Origin of the sequence: Arcanobacterium phocae (assembly GCF_018913465.1) — a bacterium.
Taxonomy (GTDB): domain Bacteria; phylum Actinomycetota; class Actinomycetes; order Actinomycetales; family Actinomycetaceae; genus Arcanobacterium; species Arcanobacterium phocae_A.
In genome coordinates, this window is sequence record NZ_JABAPM010000001.1 from 58,440 (window position 1) to 75,118 (window position 16,679).

General features: G+C 52.5%; 16 protein-coding genes and 4 tRNA genes. 15 read left to right on the forward strand and 5 right to left on the reverse strand.

What is annotated here, in order from left to right:
• Positions 1-47: 47 nt before the first annotated feature.
• Positions 48-542, reverse strand: coding sequence for a YajQ family cyclic di-GMP-binding protein (locus tag KSO86_RS00255; protein WP_216381282.1), 495 nt, complete (start codon positions 540-542; stop codon positions 48-50).
• Between the two features lie 137 nt (positions 543-679).
• Here KSO86_RS00255 and KSO86_RS00260 point away from each other — a divergent pair.
• The 5 genes from KSO86_RS00260 to KSO86_RS00280 all read left to right on the forward strand — a co-directional run bounded on the left by KSO86_RS00260 (position 680) and on the right by KSO86_RS00280 (position 2,644).
• Positions 680-760, forward strand: a tRNA-Tyr gene (locus KSO86_RS00260).
• 116 nt (positions 761-876) lie between these two features.
• Positions 877-952: transfer RNA gene (locus KSO86_RS00265), tRNA-Thr, on the forward strand.
• Positions 953-977: 25 nt separating this feature from the next.
• Positions 978-1,051 (forward strand) — tRNA-Met (locus KSO86_RS00270).
• Positions 1,052-1,104: 53 nt separating this feature from the next.
• A complete protein-coding gene (gene rpmG, locus KSO86_RS08455) occupies positions 1,105-1,275 on the forward strand; it encodes a 50S ribosomal protein L33 (RefSeq protein WP_157672893.1) in 171 nt (56 codons plus the stop codon).
• A 190-nt stretch (positions 1,276-1,465) separates the two neighbouring features.
• Positions 1,466-2,644 (forward strand): UDP-N-acetylmuramate dehydrogenase, encoded by a 1,179-nt coding sequence (locus tag KSO86_RS00280; RefSeq protein ID WP_216379437.1) that lies wholly within the window; start codon positions 1,466-1,468, stop codon positions 2,642-2,644.
• Here the strand turns inward: KSO86_RS00280 and KSO86_RS00285 are convergent.
• From KSO86_RS00285 to KSO86_RS00295, 3 genes are read right to left on the reverse strand one after another with little or no spacing between them, the layout of a single operon-like run.
• A complete protein-coding gene (locus tag KSO86_RS00285) occupies positions 2,641-3,258 on the reverse strand; it encodes an esterase/lipase family protein (RefSeq protein ID WP_216379438.1) in 618 nt (205 codons plus the stop codon). The genes KSO86_RS00280 and KSO86_RS00285 overlap by 4 nt on opposite strands.
• A 35-nt stretch (positions 3,259-3,293) precedes the next feature.
• Positions 3,294-4,142 (reverse strand): alpha/beta fold hydrolase, encoded by an 849-nt coding sequence (locus KSO86_RS00290; protein WP_216379439.1) that lies wholly within the window; start codon positions 4,140-4,142, stop codon positions 3,294-3,296.
• Positions 4,126-5,169 (reverse strand): adenosine deaminase, encoded by a 1,044-nt coding sequence (locus tag KSO86_RS00295; protein ID WP_216379440.1) that lies wholly within the window; start codon positions 5,167-5,169, stop codon positions 4,126-4,128. The genes KSO86_RS00290 and KSO86_RS00295 overlap by 17 nt, the downstream gene beginning before the upstream one ends.
• 111 nt (positions 5,170-5,280) lie before the next feature.
• On the opposite strand from KSO86_RS00295, the gene KSO86_RS08575 reads away from it, so the two are divergent.
• Positions 5,281-6,540, forward strand: a complete 1,260-nt coding sequence (locus KSO86_RS08575; RefSeq protein WP_216379441.1) for a phosphotransferase family protein — start codon at positions 5,281-5,283, stop codon at positions 6,538-6,540.
• Between the two features lie 98 nt (positions 6,541-6,638).
• Here KSO86_RS08575 and KSO86_RS00305 read toward each other — a convergent pair whose 3' ends face one another.
• A complete protein-coding gene (locus KSO86_RS00305; RefSeq protein ID WP_216379442.1) occupies positions 6,639-7,844 on the reverse strand; it encodes a pyridoxal phosphate-dependent aminotransferase in 1,206 nt (401 codons plus the stop codon).
• Positions 7,845-8,042: 198 nt separating this feature from the next.
• Between KSO86_RS00305 and KSO86_RS00310 the strand changes: the two genes are divergently transcribed.
• The 9 genes from KSO86_RS00310 (at position 8,043) to rpoB (ending at position 16,649) form a co-directional block, all read left to right on the forward strand.
• A tRNA-Trp gene (locus KSO86_RS00310) sits at positions 8,043-8,115 on the forward strand.
• Between the two features lie 54 nt (positions 8,116-8,169).
• Positions 8,170-8,415, forward strand: coding sequence for a preprotein translocase subunit SecE (gene secE / locus KSO86_RS00315; RefSeq protein WP_216379443.1), 246 nt, complete (start codon positions 8,170-8,172; stop codon positions 8,413-8,415).
• A gap of 33 nt (positions 8,416-8,448) precedes the next feature.
• Positions 8,449-9,276 carry a transcription termination/antitermination protein NusG gene (gene nusG / locus KSO86_RS00320; RefSeq protein WP_216379444.1) on the forward strand — a complete coding sequence of 276 codons (828 nt, stop codon included), beginning with the start codon at positions 8,449-8,451 and terminating at the stop codon, positions 9,274-9,276.
• A 120-nt stretch (positions 9,277-9,396) separates the two neighbouring features.
• A complete protein-coding gene (gene rplK, locus KSO86_RS00325) occupies positions 9,397-9,831 on the forward strand; it encodes a 50S ribosomal protein L11 (protein WP_091280234.1) in 435 nt (144 codons plus the stop codon).
• 105 nt (positions 9,832-9,936) lie between these two features.
• Positions 9,937-10,641, forward strand: coding sequence for a 50S ribosomal protein L1 (rplA, locus tag KSO86_RS00330; RefSeq protein WP_216379445.1), 705 nt, complete (start codon positions 9,937-9,939; stop codon positions 10,639-10,641).
• 132 nt (positions 10,642-10,773) lie between these two features.
• Positions 10,774-11,451 carry a uridine kinase gene (gene udk, locus KSO86_RS00335; protein WP_253280657.1) on the forward strand — a complete coding sequence of 226 codons (678 nt, stop codon included), beginning with the start codon at positions 10,774-10,776 and terminating at the stop codon, positions 11,449-11,451.
• 275 nt (positions 11,452-11,726) lie between these two features.
• Complete coding sequence (gene rplJ / locus KSO86_RS00340; protein WP_216379447.1) at positions 11,727-12,251, forward strand: 50S ribosomal protein L10; 525 nt, start codon at positions 11,727-11,729, stop codon at positions 12,249-12,251.
• Between the two features lie 65 nt (positions 12,252-12,316).
• A complete protein-coding gene (gene rplL, locus KSO86_RS00345) occupies positions 12,317-12,703 on the forward strand; it encodes a 50S ribosomal protein L7/L12 (protein ID WP_216379448.1) in 387 nt (128 codons plus the stop codon).
• 481 nt (positions 12,704-13,184) lie between these two features.
• A complete protein-coding gene (rpoB, locus tag KSO86_RS00350) occupies positions 13,185-16,649 on the forward strand; it encodes a DNA-directed RNA polymerase subunit beta (protein ID WP_216379449.1) in 3,465 nt (1,154 codons plus the stop codon).
• Positions 16,650-16,679 lie beyond the last annotated feature (30 nt).

Sequence of the window (16,679 nt, forward strand, 5' to 3'; positions counted from 1 at the left end):
TTTCGGGCACACGTCATTTTTCTGCTCAGTAGCTCAGCGTGGATCGCTTACCGGTAGTTGACGAACTGCAGTGCGACATCGAGCTGAGCTCCTTTGAGGAGAGCGATTGTGGCCTGCAAATCATCACGAGATTTTGATGAAACCCGCACTTCGTCGCCCTGGATCTGGGCTTTAACAGACTTAGGGCCTTCATCGCGGATGAGTTTGGTGATCTTCTTTGCGTTGGCCTGGTCGATGCCCTTCTTGAGGGTGCCGACGAGGTGATATTCCTTTCCGGATGCTTTTGGTTCGCCGTCGCCAACATCAACCTGCTTAAGTGACAGGCCGCGGCGAATAAGTTTCGTTTGTAGTACGTCCCAAATTGCCAAGACGCGCTCTGGTGTGTTGGCGGTCATAGTAATGCTTTCACCAGAAAGCTTGATGCTAGCCCCAACGTTCTTGAAATCGTAGCGCTGAGCTATCTCTTTTGCTGTTTGATTTACTGCGTTATCCGCCTCCTGGTAGTCGTAATCGGAGACGACGTCGAACGATGAATCTGCCATGATTTCTCCTGTCTGTGAGTGCGCTCAAATAAAAATGTGACGCGCACGGCATTAGTTTTTACGTTTATAGTTTGACACGGTATGGGGTGGAGCTGGTAATCTCGTTATCCGCACGGGGTTGTAAAACAACCGTGTACGGCAGGTTTGCAGAGCGGCCAAATGCATCTGACTGTAAATCAGACGGGTAACCTTCGGGGGTTCAAATCCCTCACCTGCCACTAGCTGGTTTGGACAGTGTCCAGGCAAGCTAAAAATTCTTGGTGATACGTACCACTAAAGAATTTTGGTTATTAGTTGGTTTTCGAGCGAGCCACTTGGTAAGCTTTCCAACGTTGCCCCGATAGCTCAGTCGGCAGAGCGTCTCCATGGTAAGGAGAAGGTCAAGGGTTCGATTCCCTTTCGGGGCTCCATTCATTTCACCAGAAATGAATTTGAGGCGGGGTAGCTCAGTTGGTCAGAGCGCACGACTCATAATCGTGAGGTCGCGGGTTCAAACCCCGCCCCCGCTACAAACGAAATTGAAGCACCCGCTTCTCAACAAGCCGAACGTGAGGTAACAACAGTGGCTAGCAAGTCTGCAGACGTTCGCCCCAAGATCACCCTCGCTTGCGAGGTTTGCAAGGAGCGAAACTACATCACCAAGAAGAATCGTCGTAACTCGCCAGATCGTCTTGAGCTCAAGAAGTACTGCCCAAAGTGCTCGAAGTCTCAGACGCATCGTGAGACGCGATAAAGTCTTTAGATAAGCGAGGACCCCTCCATTTGGAGGGGTCCTCGCTTATCTACTATCTTGTTTCCTGACCGTACGACGGAAAGCTTTTGGCACCGAGGTAGAGATTTCGCACTGAGGCATTCGCGAACTTAGATTCGGCAGTGGTTTATAGTTGAGTAGAAAGATTGAGAGGTCACAAGGAGGAAGACCGATGGAGTGTTCTATTGCGGAAATGATTGGTCATGGTCCGGTACCACCGGCTGTTCCTTCTTCGCGTGCCCAGTTGGGGGCACAGACCCTCGCACAGCTCACTACGTTCGGCGTTGGCGGCTCGATAGCTAACCTGGTTGAAGCTAGAACTGAAACGGAGATCGTCGAAGCGGTCTCGGCAGCTGACCAACAAGGGATCCCGGTGCTCGTAATCGGCGGTGGCTCTAATATCCTCGCCGCTGATGATGATTTCGCAGGTGTCGTTATTCGCGATATGCGCCATGACATCACAACCACAATGGATGACGGCTGTGGCGGTGGCCAAATGACCGTGACTGCAGGAACTCCGTGGGACGACGTCGTCGTCTACTCCCTTGAACAAGAATGGATGGGGCTCGAAGCTCTCTCTGGCATACCCGGATCTGCCGGGGCAGCTCCAGTCCAAAACATTGGTGCGTACGGACAAGAAGTTGCTGAAACGATTGCATCGTTGCGAGTTTACGATCGCCAAGAGCGCCGAGTAACAACATTATTCCTCTCTGATCTTGATTTTGGCTATCGGCATTCCTCACTCAAATCATCGATGGTGTCTGGCCCATGGGGTCCCAGCCCCCGGTGGATTGTGCTATCAGTTAATTTCCACATGCGCCGTGCAACCCTAGGTGCACCCGTGAAATACGGTCAACTCGCAGCAGCTCTCGGTATTGAGTTGGGTGAGCGAGCCCCGGCGGTTGACGTTCGCCAGGCAGTTCTGGATCTGCGTCGATCAAAGTCAATGGTGCTTGATGACGCAAATCGCAATACTTATTCGGCCGGATCGTTCTTCACTAATCCGATTTTGACGTCAACGCAGGCGGAACAGTTACCAGAACAAGCGCCACGGTTCGCCGTAACTGACCACACGACGATTAACCAAATTGGTGGTGGACCGACTGTCATTGAGGGGTATGTAAAATCGTCCGCAGCTTGGCTCATTTCACACGCCGGTTTTGATAAAGGTTTTGCGGTGTCTGATCGAGCATCGTTATCGACGGATCATTCATTGGCATTAACTAACCGTGGTCAGGCGTGCGCAGCCGACGTCATCGAACTAGCAAAAACCGTCCGTGACGGCGTGCAAAAGGCATTCGGCGTGAGACTAGTACCGGAGCCGGTATTCGTCGGTCTAAGCCTCGATTAGCGCGCTCTGAGCAGGCGTTTAATACATTCTGCAACATACCGTTGTGTCTCGAGGGTCCCTAGCGGCAAGAAATGTCCTGCACTTGAGAGTCGAATATTGTGAGCGCCAGGAAGATAAGAGCCATTAGGAACGTGTGGGTCCCAGGCAGGAATAAGTGAATATATTCGTTCATCAGTATCCAACGGCTGTGGCGTCACCCCGATGTCGCTGCCTTGCGGAGCTAGCCGGCGAACCGCCGAGGTATGTGGGAAAAATCGTGCCAATGACGATCCTTGCCACGGTGTAGCAATCGCAACCATGCCAACGAGTTGGTTAAGTTCGTTGCGATGTGTGAGAACTTCGCGTCCAATAAGACCGCCTTTAGAATGTGCTAACAAGACTACCGGGCCGTTAATTTCCGCGACCCGCCGCAGTAGCATCTGGGCTAGGTCGAAGGTAGGTGCTGTTTGTAGTTTCAGCTCTGGCACATGCACGATTCGGTAGCCCAACCCATTCAACGCCTGGGCCAGCGTCTCAAGTTGCGACTGCCCTTCAAAAATTCCCGGAACTAAAACAACTGTTACCGGGGCCTGGGCGACAGTGCGATAACGACGACGAATTGCTACGCTCCGCACAAACCAAGCGTAGTCGCGTATTCGTTTGCAAATATTCATCGTTCGCACTCGTTGAGGAGAGTTGCAATATAGTGGCTAACTGTTCGGTGGTCGTTATACAACGTGGAATGAGCCGCACCTGGAACCGTGTAAATACTGGCCTGAGAAACCCTGCTCGCCAGGTTTGACAGCCACTGTTTTGGCGCAAGATAATCGTGCTCACCGCGAATAAAAACAAATCGCGCGTCTGGACTGGACGCTGTGATTCGTTCCTCGATGGGGTAGGCCAATACGCGTGGCATAATACGTGCCATCCACACCGTGGCTGCCCGCAGATATGACCATACGGCGATATGGACAAGCGAGGGTCGTTCGAACACTGATGATTGAGCATATCGCGCTACCACCCAGGCGGGATTACGTTCGACGACGTTCACTGGGGGACCCACCAGTGCTGCTCGGCGGAATTTCTCTGGCCAACTGGCAAGGAGTTCGACGACGATCTGTGCGCCCATCGAATGACCAACAAAAATTGGGTCTGAAATACCGTTCAGCTCTAATACGGCGTCAATAATTTTCGCAAAATCACCGATCGCTAGCGGTTTCTCAGGAGCGGGTAGGTCTCCGAAACCGGGCAGGTCTACCATGAGGACTTCGCCAAAATGACTCAGTTCCTCAGCAAGCGGTAACAAATATGTGGCTGACAACCCGATACCGTGAACAAGAACAAATGTCACTCGATGGTCGCCCGGCCGATCTACGTCGATCCGATTGAGTCCGGGAGCAGGTGCGCCAAGTCGGTGAACCCGAACAAATGATGAGCCGATCTTCACTAACGCGCGTTGTGGAACCGGCAGCGGACTATCTGTTACGAAGTTATTGAACCGATCAGGCTTTAGTCGCATCTGTGTCTCCATCAGGCATAGCCAGCCAGGCATCGACGTCGTCATGCCACTGGCTCTTGGCCTGTTCGCTCGCCAGCGATGCGCTAATGGACGAATGCGCTAATAATGCCAGCTCATAATCGTCAAACCCAAGATCGCGTGCAATCTGATATTGAGCCGTTAAGCGCGATAAGAACAACAACGGATCGTCAGCTCCCAACGCTACTTGGGCTCCGGCGTCGAGAAGCGTACGTAACGGAACATCATCCTTATGGCCGTAAACGCCCAGCGATACATTTGAGGCGGGGCACACCTCGAACGCAATTCCAGCATCAACGATGCGTGCCAACAATTCCGGATCCTCTGCTGCGCGAACGCCATGACCTAACCGAGCTGGACGTAGGTGTGCCACGACTTCTCGCAAATGATCGGGGCCAAGTAGCTCGCCACCATGTGGGACGGCGGCTAGCCCAGCGCGGCGGGCAATGTTAAATGCGGCCGACCATTCCGACGTCGTTCCACGGCGTTCGTCATTGCTCAACCCGAAACCGACAACTTGGCCGGGGCCATCGCCGGCATGTTTTGCTGCCAGGCGAGCTAACGTACGTGCCTCTAACGGGTGACGGATACGCGAAGCAGCAACAATAACACCAACCTCGATACCAACGTCGCGAGAGGCCGACTCGGCCTCATCCAACACAATCTCTAACGCTGGAGTAATACCACCGACAAACGGAGCATACGATGTGGGGTCAATCTGGATCTCCAACCGGCGCGAGCCTTCAGCTTTATCATCTTCGGCAGCTTCGCGCACAATCCGGCGCATAGCCGGTTCACTGCGCACGACTTTACGCGCCGCATCGTAGGAGCGCTGGAACCGAAACCAGCCCCGCTGATCAGCTGGCACGTGCAGCGAAACGTTGTCCGTCAGATTTTCTGGCAGGCGCAGTCCTTGTTCCCGGGCCATATCGGCTAATGTTGATACGCGCATAGAGCCGGTGAAGTGCAGATGAAGATGTGCTTTAGGAAGGGCATTAAGGTCTCGCATATGCCAAGTCTGCCAGCGTACCGGTGTCCTTTCAATGTGCCAGAGTGTGAAACTGTGCGGGCCGGGTTTTAAAGTTGGACTTCGCGGTGTGGCTTCTCTATAAATGGTTACGTGACTATTCCGTCTACCCGTGTCTCGAATCGGCGGCAACGCGCCGCTCATGAACGTACCGTTTTAGCCCTGTTGACTGGTAGCGACGCGGCACAGATGCTGTCAGTTGCGTTAGCTCATCGGGGGATAGTGCGGTCGTGGAATGTGCATGCCATTCATCATCGTCCCGGAGCTGGCGTTTCTGTTGGTTACAGCGTGGTGTTGGATCATAACGACGACGGTTGCGTAAGACGGACTGATACCTACGTGGTGGCTACGTCCGGGCGAATTAACGAAGACCGGCTCGATGAGGTAGATGGCCGGACGGTGACGTGCCGAAATGTGCGAGTGCACGTGTGGGAACATCCTTACGATCCGGAACTTCCTGCACTCGAGTTGGCTTGTAACCCAGATCAGCTCGATGACTGGTTAGGTCGAGAAACTGACACGGAACTAATTGCGTATCGTCCTACTCGCCGGGCCGTGGTGCGGATTGACGACGTCGATGGTGGCGCCGTCCATTGGGCGAAGGTGATGCGACCCGATCAGATTGATGGGATTGTGACTCGCCTAAGGATGCTCGAACGTGCTGGAACGCCTGCTCCGGTTGTGCAGGATGTTGATCCGCGTGGGTTGATCGTAACCACGGATCTGACTGGACTTGCACTAAACAAGGTCTACGCCCGGGTCGAGCCTCAGCATATTGGAACAATGCGGGGAGTGCTTGATTCCCTGGCAGATACTCTCGATTCGTTACCGATGGTTGCCATCGGGTTGCCGACACGGCCAGCGTGGGCAGACCGGTGTGAACATTATGCCGAGGCTGCGGTTACCGTTTTACCACAAGAGGAGCAACGGATACGGGACCTTACTCGCCAGATTCGCCACGAACTAGATCATGCAGATTTAGGCCCACTCGTGCCTACTCACGGCGATTTTTATGAGGCGAATATTTTTGTTGATCCGGGCACAGGGTGCGTTTCTGGGATTTTGGATGTTGATAGTTTAGGTCCCGGCTACCGAGTCCATGATTGGGGATGCTTACTGGGACATATGTCGGTGCTTCCCGGGTTAGCACCTCAGACCTATCAGCATATTGACCCACTACTGGCTGATTGGACGCAACGTGTAGCACGGTGGGTGGATCCGCAGGCGTTGGGGGCTTCTGCCGCCGGGGTGGTGTTATCGCTGATTGCTGGGGTGCGTCGCAAAAAGAAGAACTGGCAGGCTGAGGCACTGTTCCGACTTCAGGCTGCCGAAAAATGGCTTGCGATTAACTGAATAGTTCCCACATCAACGGGGTGTTAACACATAAACGAGAAGTGCCAGAGAATAACCCCGGCACTTCTCGTTATATTTTCGGGCTCAAAGCCAATGCGTTACGCAAAGAGTTCTTGCAATCTGCGGGCACCGGCGACGAGATCGTCGTCGGCAAGCGCATAAGAGAATCGCAGATAGCCGGGGGCACCGAAGGCTTCGCCGGGAACAACCGCAACCTCGGCTTCGTCCAAGATCAGTTCCGCGAGCTCGGCCGACGTCGTTGCTACCCGACCGCGAATTTCCTTACCAAGTAACGCTTCAACGTTAGGGAACACATAGAATGCGCCGGTAGGCTGGGGGACAACAAAGCCATCGATTTCGCGAAGCATCGAGATCAGGGCCTGCCGACGGTGATCGAAGGCTTCCTTCATTGGCGCAAGAATGCTCTGATCGCCAGTCAATGCCGCGATAGCCGCACGTTGGGAAACATTTGATACGTTTGACGTGATATGCGACTGGAAATTAGCGGCTTTCTTGATAACATCGCTTGGTCCGTACATCCAGCCCACGCGCCAGCCGGTCATGGCGTAGGATTTTGCGACGCCGTTAACCACGATGGTTTGATCAGCAAGCTCCGGCATGACTTTGAGAATGTAGGACATCTCGCCTTCATACACGAGCTTTTCGTAGATTTCATCGGTGATGATCCAGATACCGTTAGCTAGCGCCCATTGACCAATTTCTCGTAACTCATCAGCCGTATAGACGGCGCCAGTTGGGTTTGATGGCGAACACATAAGTAGTACCTTGGTGCGATCAGTTAGCGCCGCATCGAGTTGTGCCGTAGTGACCTTATAGTTTTGGTCCGGACCAGCAAATACCTCGACGACGGTACCTCCGCATAACTTGATTGCTTCGGGGTATGTGGTCCAGTAAGGAGCTGGAAGAATGACTTCATCGCCGTCGGATACCAGCGCAGCGAAGGCTTGGAATACGGCTTGCTTACCGCCGTTTGTGACGATGACGTTTGCGGGATCAACAGTGATACCGGAATCAGCTTTGGCACGGTCTGCAATAGCTTGGCGTAACTCCGGTAGACCTGCGGCTGGGGTGTATTTATGGTTCTTCGGGTCTTGGGCTGCAGCTACAGCTGCATCGACGACGTGGGCTGGTGTTGGGAAGTTCGGTTCACCAGCGCCGAAGCCGATAACGGGTTTGCCAGCGGCTTTGAGTGCCTTAGCCTTGGCGTCGACGGCGAGGGTGGCGGATGGCTGAAGTGCTCCTAGGCGAGCGGAAACGCGACTGCGTGTGGTTGTGTGTGTCATACGTCCTATGGTGGCACGAATACGGCTTAATGTCACCTAATGAAGCTGCGGAAAAGGTAGCTTGAGGTAATAAGTGTGTTGTTAATTACATGCAGAATATTGTGCAGAACGCAAATGCCAAGTAAAGTAGGGGGAGTTGTGGAACGCATACGAGCGTTAGCATGCATTTTCATGTAAACGAATCGGGCATTCCCCCATAGGGTAGTGGCGCAATTGGTAGCGCACCGGTCTCCAAAACCGGCGGTTGTGGGTTCGAGTCCCTCCTGCCCTGCTAAGAAGGCGGCCCACAAGGGCCGTTTTCCACATTTACCGAGAGGATCAAGAAGTGAGCCAGGCTTCCGCGTCTAGTCACGGCAATAAGCCAGCGAAATCAGAATCGCACGGCTTCTTTGCTCGAATCGTACAGTTCTTCCGTGAAGTGTTTGTGGAGCTGAAGAAAGTTCAGCGTCCTACACGTTCAGAGTTGTGGAAGCTTTTCCTTACGGTCGTTTTCTTCGTCGCCGTTGTTATGGCGTTCGTAGGAGTGATCGATCTAGTGTTTGCTCAACTTGTACTCTTAATCTTCAGCTGACGCTAAGTTCCGGATTGTTTGAAAGCAGGAAATATGTCTGAGGAAAAGCTCGACAACACAATTGGTAATCCAGTTTTTTCCGATGCCGCCCCAGAGCAGGTATCGGAAAACGTTCTGCCTGCCGAAGATGAGGTATCGGAATCGCCGGTGGCTGAAGAAACGGCGGTAGAAATCTCGGCAGATGCGGAGCAGCCTGTTATTGAAGAATCCGCACCGGCCCAACCAGCTGGTGAAACTGAAGAATCAGTAGTTACTGAGGAAATGGTTCGAGCCAAGCTCAAAGGACTACCGGGTCGCTGGTATGTTCTTCATACATATGCTGGCTATGAAAAGCGCGTTAAGCGTGACATCGAAACTCGTATGCATTCCTTGGACATGGAAGATTACATCTTCCAGATTGAGGTTCCAATGGAAGAAGTTTTCGAGGTTAAGAAGGGGCAGCGCAAGCTCATTTCGCGAGTCCGGATCCCAGGTTATGCACTCATTCGTATGAAGATGACGGATGATTCGTGGCGAGTCGTGCAAGAGACTAACGGTGTAACTGGATTCGTTGGTAATGGACGAAACCCAGTTGCATTATTGCCGGATGAAGTTGTGCAAATGCTCACTCCAGTTGTGGAGAAGGAAGCTGCTGTTGCTGCGGAAACCGCTGGTGCACAAGTCGGAACTGTGGGTCTTACCCTTGAGGTTGAATACTCTGTTGGCGAGACAGTGACACTGACCACTGAGCCTTGGGTTGGAATGCCAGCTACAATTTCTGAAGTTGATGCAGTCAACCAGAGATTGACTGTTCTCATGACACTTGTCGGCCAGGAAACCCCGGTCGATTTGTCCTTCGGTCAAGTTAAGAAGATGGACTGACTACTTACCAGTCAGCGTTGTGTGGCTTAATCTCCACATCACAACGGTCGTATTAACCGATACGAAGGCACCCGTCGTCGTTGCCAGGCGGCGGTAAGAAAATAGAAAAGAAGGATCAAAATGCCACCGAAGAAGAAGGTTGCCGGTCTGATCAAGCTCCAGATTCAAGCTGGAATGGCCACCCCGGCTCCGCCGATCGGCCCAGCTCTGGGTCAGCACGGCGTTAACATTGTGGAATTCACCAAGGCATACAATGCTGCAACTGAATCCATGCGTGGAAACATCGTCCCAGTTGAGATTACGGTTTACGAAGATCGTTCGTTTACCTTTATCACCAAGACTCCACCAGCTGCTGAACTTATTAAGAAAGCTGCCGGTATTAAGAAGGGTTCTGGAGTTCCACACACCAACAAGGTTGCACACTTGACTGCAGACCAGTTGCGTGAAATCGCTAAGACCAAGGAACCAGACCTTAACGCCAACGATATCGACAACGCTGCACGCATTATTGCCGGCACTGCTCGTTCGATGGGCGTAACAACCGACGAGATCTGAGAATCTCAAACCGCTCATCCGAGCAACTGATGATGCCACTCATGGCATCGTGGTAGGGCCCGAGCGGGCTCGTTCCCCACAACTGCTGACAAGGAGAAAAGCAGAATGGCAAAGCGCTCAAAGAATTACCGTAAGGCTGCTGAGCTCATCCAGGCTGGAGAAGTTTACACTCCCGCTGAAGCGATCGAGCTAGCACAAAAGACATCTGTCACCAAGTTCCCATCTACCGTTGAGGTTATGTACCGCCTCGGTGTTGATCCGCGTAAAGCAGATCAGATGGTTCGCGGCACTGTTAACCTTCCTCACGGAACTGGTAAGACAGCTCGCGTTATCGTGTTCGCTGTTGGTGACAAGGCTCAGGCCGCTATTGACGCCGGTGCTGACGAAGTCGGTGGCGACGAGCTCATCGAAAAGGTCGCAGGTGGCTGGACCGATTTCGATGCTGCTGTTGCAACACCAGATATGATGGGCAAGGTCGGCCGTTTGGGTCGCGTCCTTGGTCCACGTGGTTTGATGCCGAACCCTAAGACTGGCACCGTAACCATGGACACCGCTAAGGCTGTTAATGACATCAAGGGTGGACGTATTGAGTTCCGTGTTGATAAGCACGGCAACCTTGCCTTCATCGTTGGTAACACGTCATTCACCAGCGAGCAGCTCCTTGAGAACTTCAACGCTGCTCATGATGAGATCATGCGTTTGAAGCCTGCTTCGGCAAAGGGTCGCTACTTGCTCAAGGCTACTGTTTCCACCACTATGGGTCCTGGCATCCGTATTGATGCTACTAAGGGCGCAGTAACGGAAGCCTGATCTATCAGATAGCTTGACAGTCGGTAGTATCATGACTGTTTAAATAAGCGCGGAACCGAACTTGGTTCCGCGCTTATTTTATGACATGAGCTTGGTTAACCAGCTGTTTTTGGGACTACTTACCTCGTTTTTATGGCAAATACGCGGTACTATGTGGAACAGAAATACGGTCGTCTAGAGGGGAATCCTGTGGGTAAGTCCTTAGTTATTGGTATTGCCGGTGGTACGGGTAGTGGAAAAACTACCCTGACTCGTGCTATTGAGTCGCGGTTTGCACCGCACGCCTCCGTGATTTTCCATGATTCGTATTATCACGCGCATGATGAGCTGAGCTTTTCAGAACGCGAACAACTTAACTACGATCATCCGGATTCTTTCGATAATGATCTTCTCGTTCGACACATGGAGACCTTGCTAGCAGGTCATGCTATTGAAGCACCGGTTTACGATTATGCTCACCATAACCGGGCACCCCAGACACAACATATTGACCCGGCCCCTGTTTTATTGCTCGAAGGTATTCTCATCTTTGCAGAGCCAAGGCTATGCGACTTGTGTGACGTGAAGATCTTTGTAGATACCGATGCTGATGTGCGTATTTTGCGCCGAATCAAGCGCGACGTCGTCGAACGTGGACGTTCCCTCGAGTCTGTTGAGGCACAGTACCTGGAAACCGTCAAGCCAATGCATGAATTATTTGTCGAACCTTCGAAGAGGCAGGCCGATCTCATCGTGCCAGAAGGTGGACATAATCTTGTGGCACTTGATATGTTGGTGCACCGCATCGAAGGGGAGCTGAAAGAACTCTAGTAGCGGCAGAGCATACAGGTGGTTAAAATGTTGGACCGCTCACTGATATAATTATCTCTTGCTAAATTTAGCTAATCAACGTAGTCTACTAATTGCCCAAGACCGCAGGTCGCCTGAAATTTTCAGGGCGAAGTTCGCACGGCGAAGCCCGCGTAGGTGAGAAAGACAGCAGTATTCTGCTCACGTCCTCATGCCTGCGCATGAGGATTTTTTGTATCTACAAGGTTTCGCGATGTTGAATTTCCGGCTGCGGCATTCAATCGGAAGGAGGTCCCATGGCACGGACCGACAAGTCTGCAGCGATCGCAGAACTTACTGAGCTGTTCTCAGGTTCTACGGCCGTTCTCGTAACTGAGTACCGTGGACTGACTGTTGCACAGATGAAGACTCTTCGTCGTGCAATGGGCCAGGAAGCCACATACGTTGTTGCGAAGAACACCCTCGCTCGCATCGCGGCTAAGGCAGCCGGCGTCGAAGGACTCGACGACGCGCTTACTGGCCCGACTGCACTGGCATTCGTCACCGGTGACATCGCTTCCGCAGCTAAAGCAGTAAAGAACTTTGCTAAAGAAAACCCGGCACTTATTGTTAAGGCTGGCGTTCTCGAAGGCGCTCTTCTCGCTGCTGAAGATGTTTCGAAGCTCGCCGATCTCGAATCTCGCGAGGTCCTTTTGGCCAAGGCCGCCGGAGCTCTCAAGGCTTCGCTGCAAAAGGCTGCATTTGTTTTCAACGCACCGGCAACCAAGCTGGTACGCACTGTCGACGCACTACGTGCGAAGCAAGAAGAAGCTGCTGCCTGACGGTAGCTGCGTAACTCAATTAATTTAAACTGCCTCACACGTAGGCAAAGGAAGGTAGGCCAATCATGGCTAAGCTCACCGCTGAAGAGCTCATCGAAGCTTTCAAGGAGCTCACCCTTGTTGAGCTCAACGACTTCGTTAAGAAGTTCGAAGAAGAATTCGACGTCGAAGCTGCTGCTCCAGTTGCAGTTGCTGCTGCAGCACCAGCTGCAGGTGGCGCCGCTGAAGCTGCTGAAGAGAAGGACGAATTTGACGTCGTTCTTGAAGCTGCTGGCGACAAGAAGATTGCAGTCATCAAGGAGGTGCGCGCTCTTACCTCCCTCGGTCTGAAGGAAGCTAAGGACCTCGTCGATGGCGCTCCAAAGCCAGTTCTCGAAGGTGTCAACAAGGAGACCGCTGAGAAGGCTAAGGAACAGCTCGAAGGCGCTGGCGCAACCGTCACCCTTAAGTGATTCACGCGGCTTAGTCCGCAATCACGTTATAAAACTTGTTGGTTAATCACCAGCGGTTGAGATGATCCCCCAAACGATATCGTTTGGGGGATCTCTTTATTTGGGAGGGGATGAGAGAGGTCGAGGAGGGGCCGAAGCAGCTACCCGTGTCTACTTGCATCTGGATAAAAAGTATGGGAGAGTTTTCGCGTTGAGAATTTTACTCAGCCCTTTGGATCGATCGATGAGTCTGTGTAGAGCGCGACTGCCACACAGTTTTTCGAGGATCGTTCATTGGTTTATAGGAGTCGTGACCCCTTCCACACTGGTTCGGGGTAGACTTTTTTACGTGTCAAAGGTAAATTAGAAACTTGCGTGGCTTGCCTTTTGGCTACCATTTTTCCTTGAAAATAACACGCTTTACTGGCAATCCCGGCAAAGTGGTGGTAGTTGGAAGACGAATCGCGCATATCCCTTACCAGAACCCAGGGAAGGATCACCTTTGGCTGTGCATAGCACCCCTACGCCCACAGTTGTGAATGGCAAATTAGTTTCTGACCGTGTTTCGTTTGCAAAGATCTACGAACCGCTGTCAGTCCCAGACCTACTCGGCCTCCAGACATCCAGCTACGGCTGGCTTATTGGCTCTGATGAATGGCGTGAAAACGCTGCAGAAGGCGAGAAGTCTGGTCTTGAAGAAATTTTTGACGAAGTATCTCCAATTGAGAATACTGCTGGCACGATGGGACTTGTCCTGTCGCAGCCGCACCTCGAAGAGGAGAAAGCTTCAATCGCAGAGTGTAAAGAGAAGGATCTCACCTACTCTGCAGCTCTCTACGTAACCGCTGAATTCCAGAATTATGAAACCGGCGAAATCAAGTCGCAGACCACCTTTATTGGTGATTTTCCGTTGATGACACCGCAAGGTACCTTCATTATTAACGGTACCGAGCGTGTTGTTGTCTCCCAGTTGGTACGTTCCCCTGGCGTGTATTTTGAGCGTACAGCGGATAAGACCTCGGATAAATATATTTACTCAACCAAAGTCATCCCATCACGCGGTGCGTGGCTTGAGTTCGAAATTGATAAGCGCGATTCCGTTGGTGTACGTGTTGATCGTAAGCGTAAGCAGTCAGCTACCGTCTTCCTCAAGGCTCTGGGTATGTCTGAAGCTGAGATTCGCGAAGAGTTCAAGGACTTCCCGATTCTCCTGGACACCTTGGATAAAGATACGGTGAAGACTCAAGAAGAAGCTCTCCAAGATCTTTACCGCAAGTTGCGTCCGGGTGAACCGCCGACAGCAGAAGCTGGACGTGCGTTGATCAATAACTTCTACCACAACCCGAAGCGCTACGATATGGCGAAAGTGGGCCGTTATAAGGTCAACAAGAAGCTCGGAACTGAGATTGAATCAGATCAGCGTCAGCTTCAGCTCCAAGATGTAACTGCCACCTTGCGTTACCTTCTTGCATTGCACGCCAACGAAACATCCATTGCGACCGTTGAAGGTGGCAAGGAAGTTCCGGTTGAAACTGACGATATTGATCACTTCGGTAACCGTCGCATTCGCGCCGTCGGTGAATTAATTCAGAACCAGGTCCGTACCGGTCTAGCACGTCTAGATCGTATGGTCCGCGAACGTATGACGACGCAGGAAGCTGAAGCTATCACGCCGTCGTCGTTGATCAACATTCGCCCGATCGTTGCTGCTATCAAGGAGTTCTTCGGAACATCTCAGCTGTCGCAGTTCATGGATCAAAATAACCCATTGGCTGGTTTGACACACAAGCGTCGTCTCTCAGCTCTTGGTCCTGGTGGTCTTTCGCGTGACCGTGCTTCGATGGAAGTCCGAGACGTTCACCCATCGCACTACGGCCGTATGTGCCCAATTGAAACTCCAGAAGGTCCAAATATTGGTTTGATCGGTTCGTTGGCAACCTATGGCCGCGTTAATGCTTTCGGTTTCATCGAAACCCCGTACCGTAAGGTCGTTGATGGCAAGGTAACCGACCAAATTGATTACCTAGACGCCGCTGATGAAGATCGCTATAACGTTGCACAGGCTTCGGCACCAATGGATGAGAACGGTCACTTCCTTGAAGACGAAGTTCTCGTTCGACTACCAGGCGGTGAGCCGGCACTTGTCCCAGCTGACGAAGTCGGCTATATGGACGTTTCCGCTCGCCAGATGGTTTCCGTTGGTACTGCAGCTATTCCATTCTTGGAGCACGACGACGCCAACCGAGCACTCATGGGTGCTAACATGCAGCGCCAGGCAGTTCCATTGATCCGTCCAATAGCGCCATATGTTGGCACTGGTATCGAAGCGCGTGCCGCAGTCGATGCTGGCGAAGTGATCGTCGCTAAAGCTGCTGGTGTCGTTACTGAGGTTTCTGCAGACGTCGTTCACGTAGAAGAAGACGACGGTACTCATCGCGTATACAAACTGTTGAAGTTTGAGCGTTCCAACCCAGGCAACTGTACGAACCAAATCGTTCGCGTCTCCGAAGGGGACCGCGTCGAAAAGGGCTCGCTCATTGCTGATGGTCCGGCAACTGACGGTGGTGAACTTGCTCTTGGACAAAACCTCCTCGTCGCATTTATGGCGTGGAATGGTTACAACTACGAGGACGCTATTATCGTCTCGCAGCGTTGCCAGTCTGAGGACTTGTTGACCTCGATTCACATCGAAGAGCACGAAGTTGACGCTCGCGACACCAAGCTTGGGCCTGAAGAAATCACCCGCGACATTCCGAATGTCGGTGAAGATATGTTGGCTCACCTTGATGACCGTGGCATTATCCGCATCGGTGCCGAGGTTTCTGCCGGTGATATTCTCGTGGGTAAGATTACGCCAAAGGGCGAAACTGAGTTGACCTCAGAAGAGCGTCTGCTACGCGCTATCTTTGGCGAAAAGGCCAAGGAAGTACGTGATACGTCGCTCCGGGTGCCACACGGTGAATCCGGTATTGTCATTGGTGTTAAGGAATTCTCTTCCGAAAACCATGACGAACTGGCTGCTGATGTTCGCCAGACCGTCCGCGTCCATATCGCACAGCGTCGTAAGATCACCATTGGCGACAAGATGGCAGGACGACACGGCAACAAGGGTGTTATCTCCCGTATTCTTCCGCTGGAAGACATGCCATTCATGGCAGACGGTACCCCAGTTGATATCGTGTTGAACCCACTCGGTGTGCCATCGCGTATGAACCTCGGCCAGGTATTCGAACTCCATCTCGGCTGGGTTGCTTCTCAGGGATGGGACGCAACTGCGGCACGCGAAGCAGGCGAGCCATGGGCAGTTCGATTGCCAGAACACGCGGTAGTTGGTAAGCGTGACGGCCGCGTTGCTACGCCGGTATTCGACGGCGTTGAATCTGGCGAACTTCGTGGACTATTGGAAAACACGAACCCGAACCGTGATGGTGATCGTTTGATCGGCGCATCTGGTAAGGCGCAGCTGTTTGACGGTCGTACCGGAGATCCGTTCCCAGAGCCAGTGTCTGTTGGCTACATGTACATGCTGAAGTTGCACCACTTGGTTGACGATAAGATCCACGCACGTTCAACTGGCCCATACTCGATGGTTACACAACAGCCATTGGGCGGTAAGGCTCAGTTCGGTGGTCAGCGTTTCGGAGAAATGGAAGTTTGGGCGCTGGAAGCATACGGCGCCGCACATACCTTGCAAGAAATGCTGACGATCAAGTCTGACGACACTGTTGGACGTGTCAAGGTTTACGAAGCAATCGTTAAGGGCGATAACGTCCCTGAGCCAGGTATCCCAGAGTCCTTCAAGGTTTTGGTACAGGAAATGCGTTCCTTGTGCTTGAACGTTGAAGCGCTCGATGCAGCCGGCAACCCGATTAATCTCCAAGATTCCGACGAAGATGCCTTCCGCGCTCCACAAAGTGCTGGCATCACCACTGGTTTGGAAGACATCCAAACCGGTTCGGAACTCTAAAACGTCAGCGAGGTGAGTAGCTTTCGCGCC